At 72.2% G+C, this 19728-nt stretch carries 14 protein-coding genes; 5 read left to right on the plus strand and 9 right to left on the minus strand.

All coding sequences use genetic code 11. The features are described 5' to 3' along the window. Positions 1–142 precede the first annotated feature (142 nt). Positions 143–859: an ABC transporter permease gene (locus ACFQSB_RS10520; protein ID WP_380825923.1), complete on the plus strand. Its 717-nt coding sequence runs from the start codon at positions 143–145 to the stop codon at positions 857–859. 10 nt (positions 860–869) lie between these two features. On the opposite strand, the gene ACFQSB_RS10525 is transcribed toward ACFQSB_RS10520, so the two are convergent. After that, on the minus strand, positions 870–4424 hold the full coding sequence (locus ACFQSB_RS10525) for an NACHT domain-containing protein (RefSeq protein ID WP_380825924.1): 3555 nt from the start codon (positions 4422–4424) through the stop codon (positions 870–872). A gap of 113 nt (positions 4425–4537) precedes the next feature. Then, entirely contained in the window at positions 4538–4912 is a 375-nt protein-coding gene (locus ACFQSB_RS10530; RefSeq protein ID WP_354837521.1) for a hypothetical protein, read from the minus strand. A 131-nt stretch (positions 4913–5043) separates the two neighbouring features. Between ACFQSB_RS10530 and ACFQSB_RS10535 the strand changes: the two genes are divergently transcribed. Then, positions 5044–5592 (plus strand): hypothetical protein, encoded by a 549-nt coding sequence (locus ACFQSB_RS10535; protein ID WP_380825925.1) that lies wholly within the window; start codon positions 5044–5046, stop codon positions 5590–5592. Between the two features lie 188 nt (positions 5593–5780). On the opposite strand, the gene glmM is transcribed toward ACFQSB_RS10535, so the two are convergent. From glmM to rplM, 3 genes are read right to left on the minus strand one after another with little or no spacing between them, the layout of a single operon-like run. Further along, positions 5781–7142, minus strand: a complete 1362-nt coding sequence (glmM, locus tag ACFQSB_RS10540; RefSeq protein ID WP_354924592.1) for a phosphoglucosamine mutase — start codon at positions 7140–7142, stop codon at positions 5781–5783. Beyond that, entirely contained in the window at positions 7139–7663 is a 525-nt protein-coding gene (rpsI, locus tag ACFQSB_RS10545) for a 30S ribosomal protein S9 (RefSeq protein ID WP_354837527.1), read from the minus strand. The genes glmM and rpsI overlap by 4 nt, the downstream gene beginning before the upstream one ends. Positions 7664–7716: 53 nt before the next feature. Then, complete coding sequence (rplM, locus tag ACFQSB_RS10550) at positions 7717–8160, minus strand: 50S ribosomal protein L13 (protein WP_354924594.1); 444 nt, start codon at positions 8158–8160, stop codon at positions 7717–7719. Between the two features lie 378 nt (positions 8161–8538). On the opposite strand from rplM, the gene ACFQSB_RS10555 reads away from it, so the two are divergent. The 3 genes from ACFQSB_RS10555 (at position 8539) to ACFQSB_RS10565 (ending at position 15991) form a co-directional block, all read left to right on the plus strand. Continuing rightward, entirely contained in the window at positions 8539–9282 is a 744-nt protein-coding gene (locus ACFQSB_RS10555; protein ID WP_380825927.1) for a CAP domain-containing protein, read from the plus strand. A gap of 35 nt (positions 9283–9317) precedes the next feature. Beyond that, positions 9318–11252 (plus strand): hypothetical protein, encoded by a 1935-nt coding sequence (locus ACFQSB_RS10560; RefSeq protein ID WP_380825929.1) that lies wholly within the window; start codon positions 9318–9320, stop codon positions 11250–11252. 3806 nt (positions 11253–15058) lie between these two features. After that, positions 15059–15991 (plus strand): hypothetical protein, encoded by a 933-nt coding sequence (locus tag ACFQSB_RS10565; RefSeq protein WP_380825930.1) that lies wholly within the window; start codon positions 15059–15061, stop codon positions 15989–15991. Between the two features lie 89 nt (positions 15992–16080). Here ACFQSB_RS10565 and truA read toward each other — a convergent pair whose 3' ends face one another. The 4 genes from truA to rpsD all read right to left on the minus strand — a co-directional run bounded on the left by truA (position 16081) and on the right by rpsD (position 19717). Continuing rightward, a complete protein-coding gene (truA, locus tag ACFQSB_RS10570) occupies positions 16081–16941 on the minus strand; it encodes a tRNA pseudouridine(38-40) synthase TruA (protein WP_380825932.1) in 861 nt (286 codons plus the stop codon). A gap of 313 nt (positions 16942–17254) precedes the next feature. Beyond that, positions 17255–17797, minus strand: a complete 543-nt coding sequence (gene rplQ, locus ACFQSB_RS10575) for a 50S ribosomal protein L17 (RefSeq protein WP_380825934.1) — start codon at positions 17795–17797, stop codon at positions 17255–17257. A gap of 156 nt (positions 17798–17953) precedes the next feature. Then, positions 17954–18970 carry a DNA-directed RNA polymerase subunit alpha gene (locus ACFQSB_RS10580; protein WP_354837543.1) on the minus strand — a complete coding sequence of 339 codons (1017 nt, stop codon included), beginning with the start codon at positions 18968–18970 and terminating at the stop codon, positions 17954–17956. A gap of 120 nt (positions 18971–19090) precedes the next feature. Next, entirely contained in the window at positions 19091–19717 is a 627-nt protein-coding gene (gene rpsD, locus ACFQSB_RS10585) for a 30S ribosomal protein S4 (protein WP_380825936.1), read from the minus strand. Between the last annotated feature and the right edge of the window lie 11 nt (positions 19718–19728).

Consider the following 19728-nt stretch of genomic DNA (forward strand, 5'->3'; position numbering starts at 1 on the left):
GCCCGCACCTCCTGGACCGCTCGGTGACCGGCCCACGTCCCCTGGAGCACCCGGCCACCGGCCCTCATCTCCCTAACCGCTCGGTGACCGCCGGCCGAACCGGCCGTCCGACCCCCGCACGCCTGACCCTCCGGAGCGTCCGATGAACTCCGTCGTCGCCGGCATCACCTACCGCGCCGTGCTCGGGCGCCGCCGGGTGCTGCTGCTGATCCTGCTGCCGCTCGTCCTCATCGGCCTGGCCGTGGTGCTGCGCCTGGTGGGCAGCACCGACGAGCGGGCCACGGTCACCCTCATGCAGGTCTACGCCATCGGCACGATGCTGCCGCTGCTCGGCCTGATCGCCGGCACGGGCACCATCTCGCCCGAGATCGACGACGGGACGATCATCCACCTGCTGTCCAAGCCGATCTCGCGCCCGGTGATCGCCGTGACGAAGTTCGCGGTCGCCGCCTCGCTGCTCGCGCTGTTCGCCGCCGTCCCGACGTTCGTGGCCGGGTACCTCCTGCTGCGCGACGAGTCCGGCATCGCCGCCGGGTTCGCGCTGGGCGCGCTGATCGGCGGCATCGCCTACTCGGCGGTGTTCCTGCTGCTCGGCGTCATCACCCGGCACGCGGTGACGGTCGGCATCATCTACGCCGTGGTCTGGGAGAGCCTGGTCGGCGGCCTGGTGCCGGGGGCGCGCAACTTCTCCATCCAGCAGTGGGCGCAGACCTTCGCCGGGCAGCTCACCTCCACCGACTTCTTCAAGCCCACCGTCACCATGGGCTTCGCCGTCCCCGCCGTCCTGATCGTCACCATCGGCGCCGTCCTGTGGGCCGGCAACCGCCTACGCTCCCTCTCCCTCACCGGCGACGAATGACCCGCCGGTATCAGCTCCGCACCAGCACGATGAGCTCGTTCGCCGGCAGGCGGCCCTCGAAGCGGTCCTGCAGACCGGCGAGGCCGGCCATGGCCTCGGCGAGCCGTTCGGCCGCCCTTCTTTCGTAGACCACCGGTGTCTCGAACTGCCCGCCGACGGAGCGCACCAGCACCGCCACGGCGGCGATCAGGCGCACGCGCGCGCAGGCGAAGTCGATCACGTTGTAGGAGGCGCCCCCAAGCATCACCGGGGCGATCAGGGCCTCGGCTTCCGCGGCCAGACGCAGGGCCTGCTCGCGTCTGGTCCTGGACCGACCCGTCGAGCTCGACGCTGACAGGACGGCGATGCCCTCACGCAGCGCCGCGACCGGGTTCCCGCGATGGCCGAGCGTGAAGGACAGGTCGCTGGTGAAGTCGGCGAGCACGCGATCGAGAGTGGGGGGACGGTCGACCTGGACCTTCTGCGTGATGGGATCCACGCCCCACAAGGGCCGCCACAAGTCGAGCAGGGCGCGAAGCGCGATCATCGTTCCCTCGAACCGGTCGTCGTGCATCACCAGGGCCAGGCCGACCGCGCGCCTGAGGTCGTGATCACGGTCGGAGGTGTCCGCGCCGTCGCAGTAGTCGAGGAGGCCGTCCGGGCGGTGAGCCGGGTCCCCGGCGAGGCCGGACAGCCGGCCCAGAGCACCGGCGCGGTTGAACACCATCGCCGGACCACCGCTCATGAGGCCGGGCCTCCCCGCGTGAGCCAGACCGGCGGCATGCCGAACCGCCTCCTCCAGGTCCGGCACGAGCGAATCCCGCCACGACGATTCCGAGTAGTCCAGCCAACGACGATCGAGGTGGCCCAGGGTTCCGTCGATCCGCGCGTGCAGTGGCGCGAGGCGAGCGAGCGCCGGAACCAACGAGGAGAGTTCGCTGGAAGCCAGGAATGCCCCGTACAGCAGCTTCTCCTCGACCAGCTCCTGGAGCGTGAGAAATCCGGCGAGCCCGGCGTGGGACGCGAAATCCACTCCAAGAGCCTGTCCCAGCCGCATGACACGGACGAGCACCACGGCACGGCGAACGTGCGATGCACGCTGGAGGACGAGGTCGGCGAGGCGTTGGAGTTCCAGGTGCGAAGCCAGGACCAGGACGCGGGCGAACGCGTCTCGGTCGGCGCCCGGCGACGGCGCTTCAACGTATTCAAGCGCTGCGGCGAAGACACGCGCGTACGACCACGCCTCCGGGGACGGCTCCGCGCCCAATACCAACGCCAGGTGGTCGCCACAGAAGGCGACATCGCGCGCCGGGTAGTCGACGAGCCGCGAGACGTCGGGCGCGTACGGGGAGGGGACGCCGTCCGGCTGGTGCAGGACGATGTCGTCGGCGGTGGCGGTGACCTCCGACGGCTCGGGAGCACCAGGAGCGCCGGTGTCGCCTGGGTCGCGCACCCAGACGGTGTGGCCGGACACGCCCTCCACGAGGCTCAGGGCCGGATCGCCCATCTCCTCGCGGGTCGGCAACCGGTAGGTGAGGTCGCCGTCGAGCAGGGCGTTGAGCCAGCCGACGAACACATGGGCGTGACCGGCGAGAACTCCCACCACCGGCTCCTCTTCGGCCGCCTCGGGAGGCGCATTCCCACGGGCGGCGGACGGCACGTCCCTACGGCCACCGGACGGCGCGTCCCCACCGCCCGAGGGTGGGGCGTCGCCGGACGGCGCCCGGCCACGTGCGCCGTACCAGGTGTCGCCGTGTACGCCGGTGTCGCGGAGGAACATGTCGTACAGGTCGCGGGAGACCGGGCGGGCGCAGACGGCGGTGTTCTCGTCGAGCCAGATGACCTCGCGCAGGCTCCGCGCGGCCTTCACCCCGGCAAGCAGCCTGCGACGGTCCTGGTCCTGCTCGGCGTCGCCCACGTCGAGCAGGGCTTCCAGCCGCTCCCGGACGCCGGGATCCACCTGGAGGGCCTGCTCGGCGCAGTCGAAGGCCAGCGCCAGGGCCCGGACGGTGCCTGAGGCCAGGCACGCCTCGATGACCGGGGTCGCGTCCGCGTTCGCCGACCACAGCAGGATGGTCTCCCGCCACCACGGGTCGTCCACGTGGCCGGCGAGCGGGCCCGGGTCGTGCTGGCCGATCTGGGCGGCGGCCAGGTACTCCTGAAGGGTCAGGTGGGCGAAGGCGTACCTGCCGTGCTCGCGTTCCACGAGCAGGCCGCTCTTGCGGGCCTCCTCCAGGAACACCTCGGGGGTCACGGTCCCCGACACCTGGCGCAGCGCACGCCTGATGGCCCTGCCCGCGTCCATGGCCGCCATGTCGCGGACCCCGCCCCGCATCATGGCCAGTGCCAGGTGCCGGACCACACGCTCCTTCTGCGGGCCGCGCAGGCCGGTGGCGTCGGTCAGGTTGCGTGCCTCTTGGCGGCGGTGCAGCAGGACGTCGCACATCTCGGCGTACAGCGCGGCACGACCGCCCGGAAGCTGGCCGCGGTAACGGTGCACGTTCGCGATCATGGTGAGCAGCAGCGGGTTGGCCGCCAGGTCGTACAGGCCGGGAGCCGCGCGAAGGCGGGCCAGCAGATCGTCGGCCTTGCCCGCGGCGATCTCCCTGACGGCCGGGCCCGGGGCGTCGGCGGCGCGGCTCTCGATGGCGTGGTACCAGCCGTGCAGGTAGCGGCCGATCTGCTCGTGGGTGAAACGCCGCACCTGGAGCACCTCGGCGCTCGGCAGGGGGTTGGACAGGTAGCCGTGCGGCCGGGAGGTGACGACGTACTGGTTGCGGGGATGCCGCTCGATCTGCCGCCGGATCCACGCCACCACGCGGACGCGGTCGTCCTCGTCGGCGACCTCGTCCAGGCCGTCCAGCAGCACGACGCAGCCGCCCCGGTCGAGCCGCCGCTCCAGCCACGCGGCGGGGATCCTCCCGGCCAGCCAGCCGGCCGACGTCGCCACGGCGGCGAGCCCCGGGGGCTGCGCGGCCATCAGCGCTCCCGCGTGGTCGCGGAGATAGAGCAGGACGGGCAGCGGGCCGCCTCTCCAGAAACGCCACGTACACGTGCTCAGGTTGAGCGTGGTGGTGCGGACGAGGGTCGTCTTGCCCGAACCGGGGCCGCCGATGACCGCGAGCACCCGGCCGCCGTCGTGCCCCGCCGCGAGGAACGACTCCAGCGTCCGCCGCTCGCCAGGCACCGCCTGTGGCCGCGCGGGGACTGCGCCGACGTACGGCTCGCGGGCGGTGTCGTGCGTCGGCTTGGGCATCAGGCTGACGTCGACGTACACCTGCCGGGTGCGCAGCATGAACTCGCTCTGGGTGGCCACGCCCAGGGTCTCCATGTAGCTCACGCTGGCGCGCACCTGGCGCAGGTAGACGCCGAGGCTTCCGCGCGGCGGCCGGGCACCCGTGACGGGCGACGGCGGGGAGACCAGCAACTCCCGGGACAGTTCGGCTATCAGGGCCAGGGCGAACGCGGCGTACGCCCAGTTCCAGCTCAGCGCGCCGTTGTTGAGCACCTGGTTGGTGGCCACCCCGGCCGCGACGACGCCGGCCGCGCCGGCGACCACCCGCGCCAGGACCTTCAGACCCCGCACCGATGCCCTCCCCCTCGCCGGCCCACGGACACCACTGAACCGGAATCGCCCCCGGCGGACGGGGCGTTTCGCCGATCCGAGATCTCCGCCGAGCGAAGCGAGGCCAAGCGAACTCAGCGGCGGAACATCAGGCGGATGCACACTCCGATGGCGACGCACCCGACCGAGAAGACCAGCAGCAGCGTCGAGACGGTGAAGCCGAGCACCCACAGGCCTCCCTCACCGTCGGGCCGGGGCGTCATGCCGTTCCACACGGCCAGCAGTGGCTGGGGCAGCGAGAAGGGCACCAGGACGGCGAGGGCGCTCCCCACGCGGACGACGGCGCCCAGGATGACCGCGACCAGCAGCACCCCGGCGCACGTCCACGGATACAGCAGCGAACGGAAGAAGTCGCCGTCGGTGCCGGTGGCCGCCAGCGTCCATGTCAGGGCCACACCTCCGGCAAGGGAGATGACGGCCATCACCTGGTGCCTGCGCCTACCGACCACGAGCAGCCACCTTAGATCACCCTGGATGTGGAAAAGCGGTTGAGTCTCCACCGACTGGAAGGTGAAGTCTTGACCCTCGAAGCATCGCCCTGACCGATGCTTCGCGGACATGACTGAGGAGACGAGAAATCATGCACGATTTGGCCAAGCTCTCCGCACCGGAACGGCAGCGGATCGTCGACGGCTTCGTCGACCAGGCCTTCGCCGGCATCGCCCCCGACGCTCCCGGAGCGGGCATCGGGCAGGCCATGCGCCGGTTGCCCGACGAGCTGCCGGACGCCCCCGCCGAGGAGCTGGGCGAGGCGTGGTCCGAGCTGGTCGGGCTGCTGTCGGACGAGGCGTTCCAGCGGCGCGTGCGCCAGATGGTGCTCGCGGGCGCGGAGAGCGGCGGGCAGGCGGAGCCCTACGACGCGCAGACGGTGATCGAGCACGCCGGGGCGGCCGTCGCGGCGGGCGTCGCCCCGGAGTCGCCGGAGGGCCGGCAGGTCCTGGACCGCATCGTCGCGCCGGAGACGCCCGCCGCCGAACGGGCCGCGCTGGCCGACCGGCTGGAGACCTTCACCGATCGCCGGGTGGAGCGCTACTGGGAGCTGATGTGCGTGCTCAACGGCCGCCCGCCGTACCCCTCGGGCGTGCCGTCCTTCGAATGGGTCATCGCGGCGCTGCGCGCCCACGCCTGACCCGCGCTCCGAATCCGCGCCCGCGCCACGGGCACCGGCCTGCGTCTCGCGCCCGTGTCCGCCCCTGGACGCGAAGGTCCCCCGCACGACGAGGTCGTACGGGGGACATCGGCGTCAAGGCCACGACCGTCCGCTCCGCGCCGCGGCCGTACCGGGGCCGCCGGCGCCCGTGCGGGCGTCGCGGCCGGTCAGGCGCAGGTGGCGCGGACGACGTCGGCGAGCTTGCGGGCGATGGACTCGGCCTCGTCCTGGGACTCGGCCTCCACCATCACCCGGACCATCGGCTCGGTGCCGCTCGGCCGGATGAGCACCCGGCCGCCGTCGCCGAGCGACTCCTCGGCGGCGGCCACGGCCGCCGCCAGCTCCGGCGAAGCGGCCGCCTTGGCCTTGGAGACGTCCCGGACGTTCACCAGCACCTGCGGCAGCCGCGTCATGACCGAGGCCAGCTCCGACAACGAGCGGCCGGACCGGTTGACCTCGGCCAGCAGGTGCAGCGAGGTGAGCAGGCCGTCGCCGGTGGTGGCGTGGTCGAGCATGACCACATGACCCGACTGCTCGCCGCCCAGGTTGTACCCGCCCGCCTTCATGGCCGCAAGGACGTAACGGTCACCGACGGCGGTCTCCACCATGGTCAGCCCGGCCTTGGTCAAGGCGTGCTTGAAGCCGAGGTTGGACATGATGGTGGCGACGACGGTGTCCTTGGTGAGCGTGCCGGCGGAGTGCATGGCCATGGCCAGCACCACCATGATCTGGTCGCCGTCCACGACCTCGCCGGACGCCGTCACGGCCAGGCAGCGGTCGGCGTCGCCGTCGTAGGCGATGCCCGCGTCGGCACCGCGCTCCACGACCGCCTCGCGCAGAGCGTCGAGGTGGGTGGAACCGACGCCCTCGTTGATGTTGAGGCCGTCGGGCGAGGCGCCGATCGTCTCGACGACGGCCCCCGCGCGCAGCAGCGCCTCAGGCGCCACCATGTGCGCGGCGCCGTGCGCGCAGTCGATGATCACCCGCAGGCCGTCCAGGCGTCCCGGCAGCGTTTCCAGCAGGTGGGAGACGTACCGGTCGGCCTCGCCGTACGCCTCGCGCACCCGCCCGACGGCCGCGCCCACCGGACGGCTCCACTTCTCGCCGAGCCGCTGCTCGATGTCGTTCTCGACCGCGTCGGGCAGCTTGTACCCGCCCCGGGCGAAGAACTTGATGCCGTTGTCGGGCGCCGGGTTGTGCGACGCGGAGATCATGACCCCGAGGTCGGCCCCGAGGGCGGAGGTCAGATAGGCGACGGCCGGGGTGGGCAGCACGCCGAGGCGCAGCACGTCCACACCGGACGACGCGAGGCCGGCGACCACGGCGGCCTCGAGGAACTCCCCCGAGGCACGCGGGTCCCGGCCCACGACGGCGACCGGGCGGCCACGCCGCCCGACGCTCGACTCGAACGCGCCGGCATCGCCGAGGACGTGAGCCGCCGCGACCGAGAGGTCCATGGCGAGCTCGGCCGTGAGGTCGCGACCCGCGACCCCACGAACCCCGTCGGTGCCGAACAGCCGACCCGTCAACGCTTGCTGTACTGAGGAGCCTTACGGGCCTTCTTCAGACCGGCCTTCTTCCGCTCCGTCTCACGGGCGTCGCGGGTGAGGAAGCCGGCCTTCTTCAGCGGCGGACGGTTGACCTCGGTGTCCAGCGCGGTGAGCGCGCGGGCGAGGCCCATGCGGACGGCGCCGGCCTGACCGGTCACGCCGCCGCCGTCGATGCGGACGAAGACGTCGAACTGGTCCTCGGCGCCGAGCGTCACGAAGGGCTCGTTGACGATCTGCTGGTGGACCTTGTTCGGGAAGTAGTTCTCCAGCGAGCGACCCTCGATGGTCCACTTGCCGGTGCCCGGCATGATGCGAACCCGGGCGATCGCCTCCTTGCGGCGGCCGGTGCCGTAAGAGTTGCCCGTGGTGATGGGCTTACGTGCGGCGACCTCGCTGCTGGGAGCGGACTCGCTGGTGTACTCGGACGGGAACTCCTCGGAGTTGTCCGCAATGTCCAGCTCGCCCTCGAGGGGCGTCTCGACACCGGTGGGCTCGGCCACGGTTCTCCTCTAACTTTCGATCTCGGCGTCAGCCGTCGGCCAACGGTGTGCGACTACTGGGCGACCTGGGTGATCTCGAACTGCACCGGCCGCTGCGCCAGGTGCGGGTGCTCGGAACCGGCGTAGACCTTGAGCTTCTTGGCCATCTTCCGGCCGAGAGAGTTCTTGGGGAGCATGCCCTTCACGGCCTTCTCCACGGCCCGGTCGGGACGCTTCTCGAGCAGCTCGCTGTAGGAGACCGAGCGCAGACCGCCCGGGTAGCCCGAGTGACGGTACGCCTTCTTCTGCTCCAGCTTGTTGCCGGTCAGGGCCACCTTGTCGGCGTTGATGATGATGACGAAGTCACCGGTGTCGACGTGCGGCGCGAAGATCGGCTTGTGCTTACCGCGGAGCAGCGTCGCGACCTGGGTGGCCAGCCGACCCAGCACGACGTCGGTGGCGTCGATGACGTACCACTGACGCTGTACGTCGGTGGCCTTAGGGGTGAACGTGCGCACGGTGGTAAGCCTTCTGTCGGGTTGGCGTGTCTGGCGGAGGTCGTGGGCGGGCGCACGACAGCCCAGACCTTCCGTCTCCACGAGCAGGGAGATGACGCCGGACCGCGCCGCGCACCGGTCACGAGGGACCAGTTCGCACACAACAAATGTGCAGACTACCGCCGGTGACGGGCTCGGGTCAAAACGGCGACGCCGGAACCTGGACCGTCACAACGGGTCCGCCCGGCGAGTCTACTCCGTGATCGGACCAATGCCTCAACGAAAACCAGTCCCTCGCGTCTCTTCTTTAACATGAGCTGACCTCTCTATATTGGCAGCGGTATGTGTCAGCGCCCTCACCTTCGGCACACCCAGCGGTTCCCCCGTCGGCGGACCCACGTGGGTCTGTTGGCATGCCTGACACTGGCCCTGGTCGCCTGTTTCGTGGTGGTGCGACTGAACGGCGCCGAACGGCCCGACGAGATCTACCTTCAGACCGGCCCTCCCGCGCCGACCCGCACCCGGCTCCTCGCGGCGCCCCGGCCCACCGCAACCTCCTCGGTCGACCGCGCGCCCCTCGGCCACGTCACGCGCCCGCTCGTCTCCCCCACCGCGGGCGCGCGCTCGCAGCCCACGCCCACGGCCACCAGGCGGCGCTACACCATCGACGGCTCGGGGTCGGAGATGCCGCCCGGCACGAGCGTCGGCACCGCGAGCGGCAGAGACGACACGGCGCAGGCGCCCCCCGACGGAGCACCTCCGGTCGCCCGGCTCGAGGCCGCGGCGGTCCGCCTCACCAACCAGGAGCGCACCGCGCGGGGATGCGCTCCGTTGCGCGTCGACCCGCGGCTCACCCGGTCCGCGCGCGCCCACAGCATGGACATGGCCGCGAAGAACTACTTCGGCCACACCTCGCCCGGCGGGCTCAGCCCGTGGGACCGCATGGCCCGCGCGGGATACAGCAACAGCGCGGCCGAGAACATCGCCCGCGGCTACGAATCGGCCGAGGAGGCCGTGCAGGGCTGGATGGCCAACACCGGGCACCGCCGCAACATCCTGAACTGCCGGATCACCACCGTCGGGGTGGGCGTCGCGTACGGTTCGGGAGACACATGGTGGACACAGGACTTCGGCTATTCCTGACTTGTCGTGTCGTCGTGCCCGGCTAGTCTCGGCGCATGGGTTACCCCGGGGATCGACAGCCACGCCGCCAGCCTTACCAGCCGTACGAGACACCTCGGCAGCCCGGCGACCTCCGGCCGGAGACCGAGCCGCAGGAGGAGGCGGGCGGGCCGGCGTCATGGACGGCCACGCCGGAACCCGACCCTGACCCGCCCTCCTGGGCCCGCGCCGACGAGCGTCGTCCACACCCCTATGGCGACCCCTCCGGCGCGTCCGGCGATCCCACTTTCGGCGTCGGCCGCACGTACGGCACGCCCCGCACCTCCGCCTTCCCCGAGCAGCCGGGCCACGTCCGCCCCTTCGAGGCCCCACGGGCGGGCGACGGCGCCACGTACGGGCACACGGGAGCGGGCTCGGCGTTCGGCGACACAGGCGAAGGCCCGGCGCCCGGCAACACTGGCGCGGGGCCGGCGTTCAGGAACACGGGAGCGGGCTCGGCGTTCGGCAACACGGGAGCGGGCTCGGCGTTCGGCAACACGGGAGCGGGCTCGGCGTTCGGAAGCACCGGCGAGGGGTCGGCGTTCGGGAACACGGGCGCGGGGGCGGCGTCCGGCCGGCCGGCGTACGGCGAGACCCGTGGCGACACGGGCGGGGACGGCGCCTACGGCCGGACGCGGGCGTACGGCGCGGAAGGCCCCGGCGGCTCCTTCGGCGGGACGCAGAGCGGCGGGGCGTACGGCGACACTCAGGGAGGCAGGTCGCCCGGCGAGACCCGTGGCGGTTCGTTCGATCCCCGCGGCGGTTCCCCCGAGACGCGTGCAGGCTCCTTCGAGCCTCGCGGCGGTTCCCCCGAGACGCGTGCGGGCTCCTTCGAGCCCCGTGGCGGTTCGTTCGAGCCGCGCGAGAGCGGGCCGCTCTCCGGACGGCAGGCGCGACCGCGTCCCTTCGAAGACCTCGGCCGGCGGCCGTTCGAGCCGCCCGCGCCGGCGCAGAACGATCCGTTCACCCGAGCCCCGTCCCAGACGGGCCCCTTCTCCGCCACCCCGTCCCAGTCCACGTCCTCGTTCGAGAACACCCGCGCACAGACAGGGGCCTTCGAGAGCCCCCGCGCGCAGACCGGATCCTTCGAGAGCCGCCGTGCAGAGACCGGGTCCTTCGACAGGACGCGGGCGCAGGCGGAGCCGTCCGAGGCCGGGTCGGCGGGGGCGGTGCCGCCGCCTCCCAAGGAGGCCAGGAGGAGCGAGCCGGACCTGGTGCCCCGCACGTCGCGCGCTCCGCTCTTCATGATCGGAGGCGTCCTGGCGCTGGTCGCCGTGATCGTCGTGGGCATCGCCATCATGAGCGGCAGCGACCGGCCCACCGGCACGGCCGCTCCCTCCCCGAGCGGTGCGACGGCGCAGGCGCCCGTGGTGGGCCGCGTCGGAGGCGGCAAGTACGGCTTCGCGGCCTCGCGCAAGAGCGATCCCCAGCCGCTCACCCTCGGCGAGGTGTTCGGGCGCAAGAAGGTCACCACCCACGGGCGCTCGTACCTCATGACGGTGCGACGGCTGGACAAGAAGTGCAAGGACGCCGTGCACGGCACCGAGATGCAGAAGGTCCTCACGGCCGGCAAGTGCACGCAGTTCCTGCGGGCCAGCTTCCGCGACGCGCACGGCAAGCTCATCGGCACGGTCGGCGTGGCCAACCTGAACACCGCCGCCGGGGCGAAGAAGGCGGCCAAGACCGGCACCGGCGGCGAACTGGAGGACTACGTCAGCCCGCTCCAGGGCAAGGACTCCGCCACCAAGCTGCTCGGCAGCGGCGGCGAGTCGTACGCCACAGCGTGGCCCCAGGGGCACTACCTGGTGTTGCTGTGGTTCCAGTACAAGGACGGGCACAAGCCCTCCAAGGATGAGCTGAAGCGGCTCAACCGGGCGGCGATGGACATCACCGAGACGACCGTCTTCTCCGCGCTGGACACCCGAGCGCTCACCGGGGCCCGGAGCAACTGACCGTCAAACCACCCTTTATGGGCACTTAAGCGCACAAATCACCTGTCGAGCTAGACCAGGAAACGCCCATAGCGGTATGCCGATCTCTGACTGTGGATACGCTTCCGCGTATGCGTGGCCAGGATTCCGGATCCGAGCACGAACGCGGGACCGAGAGCTCGGGGGCTCCTTCGATGCCACCCCCGAGCTTCGGGCAGGTACGCCCGCACGTGCCAGGGACCGACCAGAGCGTGACGGACCCCGACTCGACCCAGGACGTGAGATCCTCCGCCCTCAGAGAGGCGCGGGGCCCGTCCTCCTCCCAGGGGACACCCACTCCCACCCCCGGTGACACGCCGCCCGCCCACCCCAGCGACACCGTGTCCGCCCACCCCGGCGACACTCCGACCGCCCACCTTGGCGACACCACGTCCCGCCACTCCGGCGACACCGTGTCCCACCGCCCAGGCGACACCCCGACCGCTCACCCCGGCCACACCATGTCCCACCACCCAGGCGACACCCCGACCGCCCACGCCGGCGACACCGTGTCCCGCCGCCCCGGCGACGCCCGGCCGGCCGACCGGTTCCCCCTGGACTACGAGTGGTTCGATCCCGACCAGCCTCCCCAGCACAACTACCGCTCCGTCGGCTCCTCCGGCAGCCCCACTCCCGCCGCTCAACCCGCACCGTCCCAGATCGGCTTTCCCGCGAGCCCGCATCAGGGCCTCGCCGCCTCCCATGGCGGCCCGGCCGGCACGCCCCCCGGTGGCGCGACGAGTCCGCCCGGTGATGCGATGAGTCCTCCCGGCGGCATGGCGAGTCCTACCGGTGGCTTGGCGAGTCCGCCCGGCGGCATGGCGAGTCCTACCGGCGGCATGGCGAGTCCTACCGGTGGCGCGGCGGGTCCGCCCGGCGGCATGGCGAGCGGTGCTTCGCCGGGCAGCGCCCCTCGGATCGGCCCGGAGGCATGGCAGTCCCCCGCGCCCTACGACCCGACCACCGGCCGGCCATACGGCGTGCCACAGGACGGGTCCCACGGCGCCACCCACAACAGCCCTATCGGCACACCTGCGAACGGGCCATTCGGTGGTACCGGCGACGGGACGCGCCCCCCGTCAGGTGACCAGCCGTCCGCCGCGTCAGGTGTGCACCAGCTGTGGGCCGCGCCGGTGCTCCTTCCTCATGAGACCGCGCCGGCCGAGCCGCAGGTCTCGACGCCGGCGCTCAGCCCGCCGAGCTCCTGGGCCGTCCCCCCTGTCCCCTCGACTCCGGCTCCTCAGGACGCGCCTTCTCCTGCGCAGAGCCCGTCAACGTCACCTGCGCAGAACTGGTCAACGTCTCCTGCGCAGAACCCGTCAGCGTCTCCTGGGCAGAACTGGTCATCGTCGCCGCTGGACGCCCCCCGGCCCGCTCCACACTGGGCGGCGGCTCCCCAGGACGCGCCGGCTCCTCCCCTCCCCGGACCGCAGGCCGGTTCGGCGCCGCAGCAGGCGCCGTGGGCGTCGCCCACCCCGCAGGACCGCCCATGGGCGCCGCCGGCCCCACAGGACACCCCGTGGACACCACCCGGGTCACAGGGAACGCCGCCGGGATCACAGGGGACGCCTCCGGCGTCGCAGAGCGGCCCCTGGACACCGCCATCAGTTCAGGACGGCGCCTGGACACCACCGGCACCGCAAGATGCCCCGTGGACTCCGCCGACACCCCAGGACGGCCCCTGGGCGCCTCCGGCGCCGCAAGATGCTTCCTGGACGCCCACGCCACCGCAGGACGGCCCTTGGGGGCCTCCAGCGCCGCAAGGTGCCTCCTGGGCGCCCCCGGCACCACTGTCCAGTCGTTCGGTGCCACAGGACGCGCCGCCCACCCCACAGGACATCCTGTTCGGCCGGTCCACGCCACACGACGCGCCACCCGCACCACAAGACCTGCCGCCCAACGGCCCCACGCCACAGAACGTCTCATCGGTGCCACCCATGCCACACGACCCTCTGTCGGGACGTCCCACGCCGCAGGACGCGTCATCGGCGTCCCCCAAGCCGCAGGACGGGCCGGCCACCTCGCCGCAGGATGCGCCTCTCACCGGGCAGAACGCCGCTCGATCCTCTCAAGGCGGCCGGCAGGACGGCGGCTACCGCTCGGGCGACGGCACGTGGCGTCCTCAGACACCGCAATACCCCGACATCCCGGTCTGGCCGCCGCCGGGCATGCTGGACGACGATCGTCTCGGCGCGACGAACCCCGGCGGCATCCAGGACGGCACGCCGCCCACTACAGATGCCAAGGACGGTAAGCACTCGGCCGGATCGGCGGACGGCGAGCGCCCCAAGGTGCCGGACGTGGCACACATCCCCGATGCCAAGGGCGGCAGGCACACCGGTGGCGCCTCCTCCTACGTCAGCGGGTCGTCCGGCATGTCGTCGAGCACCGGTCGCCCCGAAACGTCGCCAAGCGCGGAGCGGTCCGAGACCCCACCAGGTACCGAACAGGCCGAGACCTCACCCGGGTCCGTGCCGCCGTCACAGCCGTCTCCCGCACCTGGACCGACACCGTCACCCGCTCCGGCGCCGGCCCCCGATCCGAGGCCGACGCCGTCCATCCCGGCGCCGTCACCGCCTCCGGCCCCGTCACCGCCCCCGATCCCGGCGCCGTCCATCCCTGCGCCGCGTCCCGCCGCGCCCGCCACGCCACCACCATCCGGTACCGCGGCGTCTCCGGGAACCGGTGCGTCCACGATGTCTGGTACGTCGGAGGGGACGGGCAGGTTCAACGACTCCGGCATATCGTCGGGCACCTCCGACGCGGCGAAGCGGAGCGAGGCGAAGGGCCTGCCGGCCATTCCGCGTTCGCAGGCCGGTCCTCCGCCGCGCGCGGCCCTTCCTCCCCCGCATCGGCCGGGCACTCCGCTGCCGCCCGCGCCCATGTCACTCCCCCCGCTGGACCGCCCCTCGCAGGGGACGCACACGCCGTCGCAGGGGGCTCAGAAGCCTGAGGGCCCCACCGCACCGGCCCGTCTGCCCGGCACGCCTCTGCCACCGGCTCCGCTGACCAGCGACGCGCTGACGCCGCGTTCCCGCAACCCGCTCTCACGCGATGCCGCCGAGGGGTCGGCCCAGCAGCCGGCTCCGGGCGCCACCGACCCGGCCCCCGGAACGCGGGGCCTGACCTCGAGCAGGCCCTACCAGCCCACGGGCGCACAGGGCTCCGCTCCAGGCACACCCACTTCCGGTCCAGGAGCACGAGGTCTTCCGCCCGCGCCCGCGCCGGGCACACCGCTTCCGCCCGCTCCTCGTACCCTCTCGCCGCTCCCCCTGCCTGCCGGCGGCACCGCATCGCCCGCCGAGGGCGCCGGGACCGGCGAGAGCACCGCGCCCGCGACCGGCCTTTCCCGAGGCCGAGGCGGCACCGCGGCGGGCGGCGACCAGCCCACCACCGGTGGCACCCCGTCCACGCCCGCCGGCATCCCCTCCACGCCCGCCGGCCCCCTGTCCACGGCCGACGCCGGCGCCCCGTCCGCGATCGGCGGCATCGCGAGCGCGCCGCCCGTCAGCGGCACGCCGTCCGCCACCGGAGGTGCCGCAGGTTCGCCACCCAGCGCCGGCACCGGCGCCACACCGGCAGGCGGCGGGACACCGGCCTCCGCGAGATCTCCCTTGTCGGGGCCCACGACGACACGACCGGACGCGGCGTCGGCGGGACCGGCGGCACCGAACGCACCGGAAAAACCGTCTGAAGCGAACGCACCGGCGGCACCCGCAGGACCGGCAGGATCGGCGGCACCCGCGGGAGCACCGTCTGGACCGGCGGCAACGGGGGCACCGGGAGCAGTGGCGGGCGCCGTGGCGGCCGGCGGTCTCGCCTCCACGGTGACATCCGGGCCGGGCACCGGCGTCGGGCTCACCGGAGGCTTCGCGGCCGGCGACCGTCCGACGGCGTCGGAGGTCGCGGTCGAACGGCCGCCGTTCGTACCGCCCGGCGCCACGCCGCCCGAGCCGCCCGCAGGTACGGGCGCGGCCGAGCCGGCTCCCCGCTCAGGGAAGCGGGTGGTGCTGGCCGCCGGAGTCGCCGTGGCGATCGCGGCGATCGGCACGGCCGCGTACTTCGGGTACCAGACCTACAGCGGGGCCGGCAAGCCGGTGACCATGCCCGACCCGTTGCCGTCGGTGGACGTGCGCCTGCCCGAGGAGGAGCCGACCGAGACCGCCTCCCCGGAGCCGAGCACGGCGGCCACCACCATCCTTGACTCGGTGAAGACCGACCCGAAGAAGCTCACCCTCAAGGAGGCGTTCGCCCAGCGGCGGTTGATCGTCGGCGGACGCGCCTACACCCGCGCCAAGGTGGACATCACGCCGCGGTGCGACAAGGTGGCCGTGGGCGGCTTCGCCACGGCGCTGAAGCGCCAGAAGTGCACCCGGGTCCTGCGGGCGACGTACGTGGACAACAAGCGCCGCTACGCGGTGACGACCGGCATCGCCGTGTTCCCGACCAAGCAGGCGGCCGTCGCGGCGGACAAGAAGAAGAACCTCGCGAAGACCGTCTGGTTCCGCGGACTGGCGGGCGGCGCGGGAACCGGCACCGACAAGGCCGACATCTCCGGCGGTTACGCGGCGGGGCTGGTCTGGGGGCACTACATCGTCTTCAGCTTCGCCACCTACAGCGACGGTCACACCCCCACCGGCCAGGAGAAGGACCTCGGCCCGGTCAGCGGCGCCTTCCGCGACCACACCGCCCAAGTGATCGAAAAGCGCGTCACCGACTGACACCTCACCGACCGACGGAGACGACCCGGGTGAGCACCTCCCGCCCGGGTCCGACCCACCGACCGACTGAGGTGAGGGGGCTCGCGGGGTCAGGGGGTGAGGGTGCGGAGGTGGCGGGTCTGGCGGGCTCGGGGGGCCAGGTCGGGGTCGGCGGGGTAGCGGACCTCCTCCAGGCACAGGCCACGGGCGGGGGCGACGTTCACCCCCGAGTCGCGCACGGCCTTCAGGAGCACACCGGCGGGCCATTCCACGGCCCTGTGGCCTTCGCCGACGGCGAGCAGGCATCCGACCAGGGCGCGCACCATCGAGTGGCAGAAGGCGTCGGCGACGACGGTGGCGACGAGCAGGCCCTCGGCGTCGCGCGTCCACGAGAGGCGCTGGAGCTCGCGGATGGTGGTGGCGCCGTCCCTCCTCTTGCAGAAGGCGGCGAAGTCGTGCTCCCCGAGGAGATGGACGGCCGCGTCGTTCATGCGGCCGACGTCCAGGGGGCGCGGGTACCACAGGACCTCGTTACGGCGCAGTGGGTCACCGCCACCGGGGGCGTCGCAGACACGGTAGGCGTAGCGCCGCGACAGCGCCGAGAACCGGGCGTCGAAGCCCTCAGGGGCCTGTCTGAGGGCATGGACCCGTACATCGGGCGGTAGAACCCCGGCCAGCCGCCGGGTGAGCGCGGAGAGGCGCTGAGCGCCGCTCATCGGGGCGGCGTCCTTGCGGCGTCCCTCGACGGCGCGGAGCGCCTCGGGGGGAAGGTCGACATGGGCGACCTGGCCCCGCGCGTGCACCCCCGCGTCGGTACGGCCGGCGACCGTGAGGGAGGGGGGCGGTTCGAGGCGCAGGATGCGGCCGAGCGCCGTCTCCAGCTCGCCCTGCACGGTCCGCTGTCCGGGCTGGCGGGCCCAGCCGGAGAACGCCGTGCCGTCGTACCCGAGATCCATCCGCAACCGCAGCATCGCGGACGGCGCCTCCGCCGCCGGTGGCGGAGCGTCCTGGGGGGCCGTCGAGGAGTTCCCGGGACGGGACGGGGCGGTGGGTGCGGACTCTGCGGGCGGTGGTGTGGGCACTGCGTCCCCCTGCGTGCCGGGATCGCCGTTGGGGCGTTCGGTGGAGCGAAGGTATCGGTCGAGGGCGGGCTGGAGGTGCGGGGTGAACGCGGACGGGCCCAGCGCACCGAGGTGGTGTGCTGGGCCCGTCTTCGCGATCGGCGGCCGGATGGCTCCGGCCGTGCCCGGGGACGTCGGCGCCCCCGGGATGGCCGCTAGGCGATCAGGCCTCGTCCTTCTTGGACTCGGTCTTCTCGCCGGCCTCCGCGCTCTCGTCGGCCGGAGCCGCGTCGGCGGGGGCCTCGTCGGCCGGGGTCGCGTCGGCGGGAGCGTCGTTCTCGGGGAGCTCGACGATCTCCTCGGCCGGGGCGGCGGCCGGCGCGGTGCGGGTCGTGGTGACCGCGTTCAGCGGCTCCGACACCAGCTCGATCAGCGCCATCGGGGCGTTGTCGCCCTTACGCGGGCCGAGCTTGGTGATGCGGGTGTAGCCACCGGGACGCTCGGCGAAGGTCGGCGCGATCTCGGTGAACAGGTGGTGGATGACGCCCTTGTCCTTGACCACGGTCAGAACCTGGCGACGGTTGTGGATGTCGCCCTTCTTGGCCTTGGTGATCAGACGCTCGGCCAGCGGCCGGAGGCGCTTGGCCTTGGTCTCGGTGGTGCGGATGCGGCCGTGCTGGAACAGCTGGGTGGCGAGGTTCGCCAGGATCAGCCGCTCGTGAGCCGGGCTGCCGCCGAGACGTGCGCCCTTGGCAGGCTTGGGCATGGTCCTTCTCCTTTGGGATAACCCGCTCCGGCCGTGTCAGGTACCGGGGTCGGGCCGGGAGCCCTGGTCGTTCGGACAGGGCTCCCGTTGATGAGGTGATGCGGTGACGCGTGCCGCCGCGCCGAAGGCGCTCGCCTCCGGCGCGAGCCGGTCAGGTCAGTACTGCTCGGTCTCGACGTAACGGGCGTCGTCGTCGTCGTAGTCGCCGCCGGCGACGGCCGTCGGGTCGAACCCGGGCGGGGAGTCCTTGAGGGACAGCGTCATCTCGTGCAGCTTCTGCTTGACCTCTTCGATCGACTTGGCACCGAAGTTCCTTATGTCGAGAAGGTCCTGCTCGCTGCGCGCGACGAGCTCACCCACGGTGTGGATGCCCTCGCGCTTGAGGCAGTTGTAGGAGCGGACGGTGAGGTTCAGCTCCTCGATCGGCAGCGCCAGGTCGGCGGCGAGCGCCGCGTCCGTCGGCGACGGGCCGATGTCGATGCCCTCGGCCTCGACGTTGAGCTCGCGGGCCAGGCCGAACAGCTCGACCAGGGTCTTGCCGGCGGAGGCCACCGCGTCGCGGGGCTTCATCGACGGCTTGGTCTCGACGTCCAGGATCAGACGGTCGAAGTCGGTGCGCTGCTCGACTCGGGTGGCCTCGACCTTGTAGGTCACCTTCAGGACCGGCGAGTAGATCGAGTCGACCGGCACGCGGCCGATCTCCTGGCCGGGCTGCTTGTTCTGGGCGGCCGAGACGTAGCCGCGACCGCGCTCGACGGTCAGCTCCATCTCGAGCTTGGCCTTGCCGTTCAGCGTGGCGATGTGCAGGTCGGGGTTGTGCACCTCGACACCGGCGGGCGGCGCGATGTCGGCGGCCGTGACCTCACCGGGGCCCTGCTTGCGCAGGTACATGACGACGGGCTCGTCGTGCTCGGAGGACACGACCAGCGCCTTGAGGTTCAGGATGATGTCGGTGACGTCTTCCTTGACCCCGGGCACGGTCGAGAACTCGTGCAGGACGCCCTCGATGCGGATGCTGGTGACCGCCGCCCCCGGAATGGAGGACAGCAGCGTGCGGCGCAGCGAGTTGCCGATGGTGTAGCCGAAACCCGGCTCCAGCGGCTCGATGACGAACCGCGACCTGGTCTCCTCGATGGACTCCTCGAGAAGGGATGGGCGCTGTGCGATCAGCATGGGTTCTCCCCTGGTTCCGCGGGGCCCGCTATTTGACCACCGCGATTGGGTTCTTCACTGCCGAAGCTGTACGGCCTCCACCAGGATGCCGTACAGCTCTGCGGCAGACTCACTCGAGCCTTACTTGGAGTAGAGCTCGACGATCAACTGCTCCTGGACCTGGGTGTCGATCTGCTGACGGACCGGGAGCTGGTGCACCAGGATGCGCAGCTTGTCCGGAACGACGCCGAGCCAGGCCGGGACGGTCCTGTCGCCGACGGTGGCGCGGGCCACCTCGTACGGCATGAGGTTGCGAGCCTTCTCGCGGACCTCGATGATGTCGTGCTCGCGCACGCGGTACGACGGGATGTCGACCTTCTTGCCGTTCACCGTGATGTGGCCGTGGCGCACCTGCTGGCGGGCGGCGTCACGGGACACGGCGAGGCCGGCGCGGAAGACGACGTTGTCGAGACGGCTCTCCAGGATCTGGAGGAGGTTCTCACCCGTCTTGCCGGACTTGCGGTTGGCTTCCTCGTAGTAGTTGCGGAACTGCTTCTCGAGGATGCCGTAGATGCGGCGGGTCTTCTGCTTCTCGCGGAGCTGGAGCTGGTACTCCGACTCCTTGGGACGGCCGCGGCCGTGCTCACCCGGCGGGTAAGGACGGATCTCGATGGGGCACTTGGGGGACTCACACTTGCTGCCCTTGAGGAAGAGCTTGGTCTTCTCACGGCGGCAGAGCTTGCAGTCCGCTCCGGTGTAACGAGCCATTTCTCTATTTC

It is taken from the genome of Sphaerisporangium rhizosphaerae, assembly GCF_042665155.1.
In the GTDB taxonomy this organism is placed as follows: Bacteria; Actinomycetota; Actinomycetes; order Streptosporangiales; family Streptosporangiaceae; genus Sphaerisporangium; species Sphaerisporangium rhizosphaerae.

What these genes read in the sequence shown, in the direction of transcription:
- ACFQSB_RS10520 (WP_380825923.1), top strand. Translation starts at nt 143, where the DNA reads ATGAACTCCGTCGTCGCCGGCATCACCTACCGCGCCGTGCTCGGGCGC.
- ACFQSB_RS10535 (WP_380825925.1), top strand. Translation starts at nt 5,044, where the DNA reads ATGCACGATTTGGCCAAGCTCTCCGCACCGGAACGGCAGCGGATCGTC.
- ACFQSB_RS10560 (WP_380825929.1), top strand. Translation starts at nt 9,318, where the DNA reads ATGGGTTACCCCGGGGATCGACAGCCACGCCGCCAGCCTTACCAGCCG.
- truA (WP_380825932.1), bottom strand. Translation starts at nt 16,941, where the DNA reads ATGCTGCGGTTGCGGATGGATCTCGGGTACGACGGCACGGCGTTCTCC.
- rplQ (WP_380825934.1), bottom strand. Translation starts at nt 17,797, where the DNA reads ATGCCCAAGCCTGCCAAGGGCGCACGTCTCGGCGGCAGCCCGGCTCAC.
- ACFQSB_RS10580 (WP_354837543.1), bottom strand. Translation starts at nt 18,970, where the DNA reads ATGCTGATCGCACAGCGCCCATCCCTTCTCGAGGAGTCCATCGAGGAG.
- rpsD (WP_380825936.1), bottom strand. Translation starts at nt 19,717, where the DNA reads ATGGCTCGTTACACCGGAGCGGACTGCAAGCTCTGCCGCCGTGAGAAG.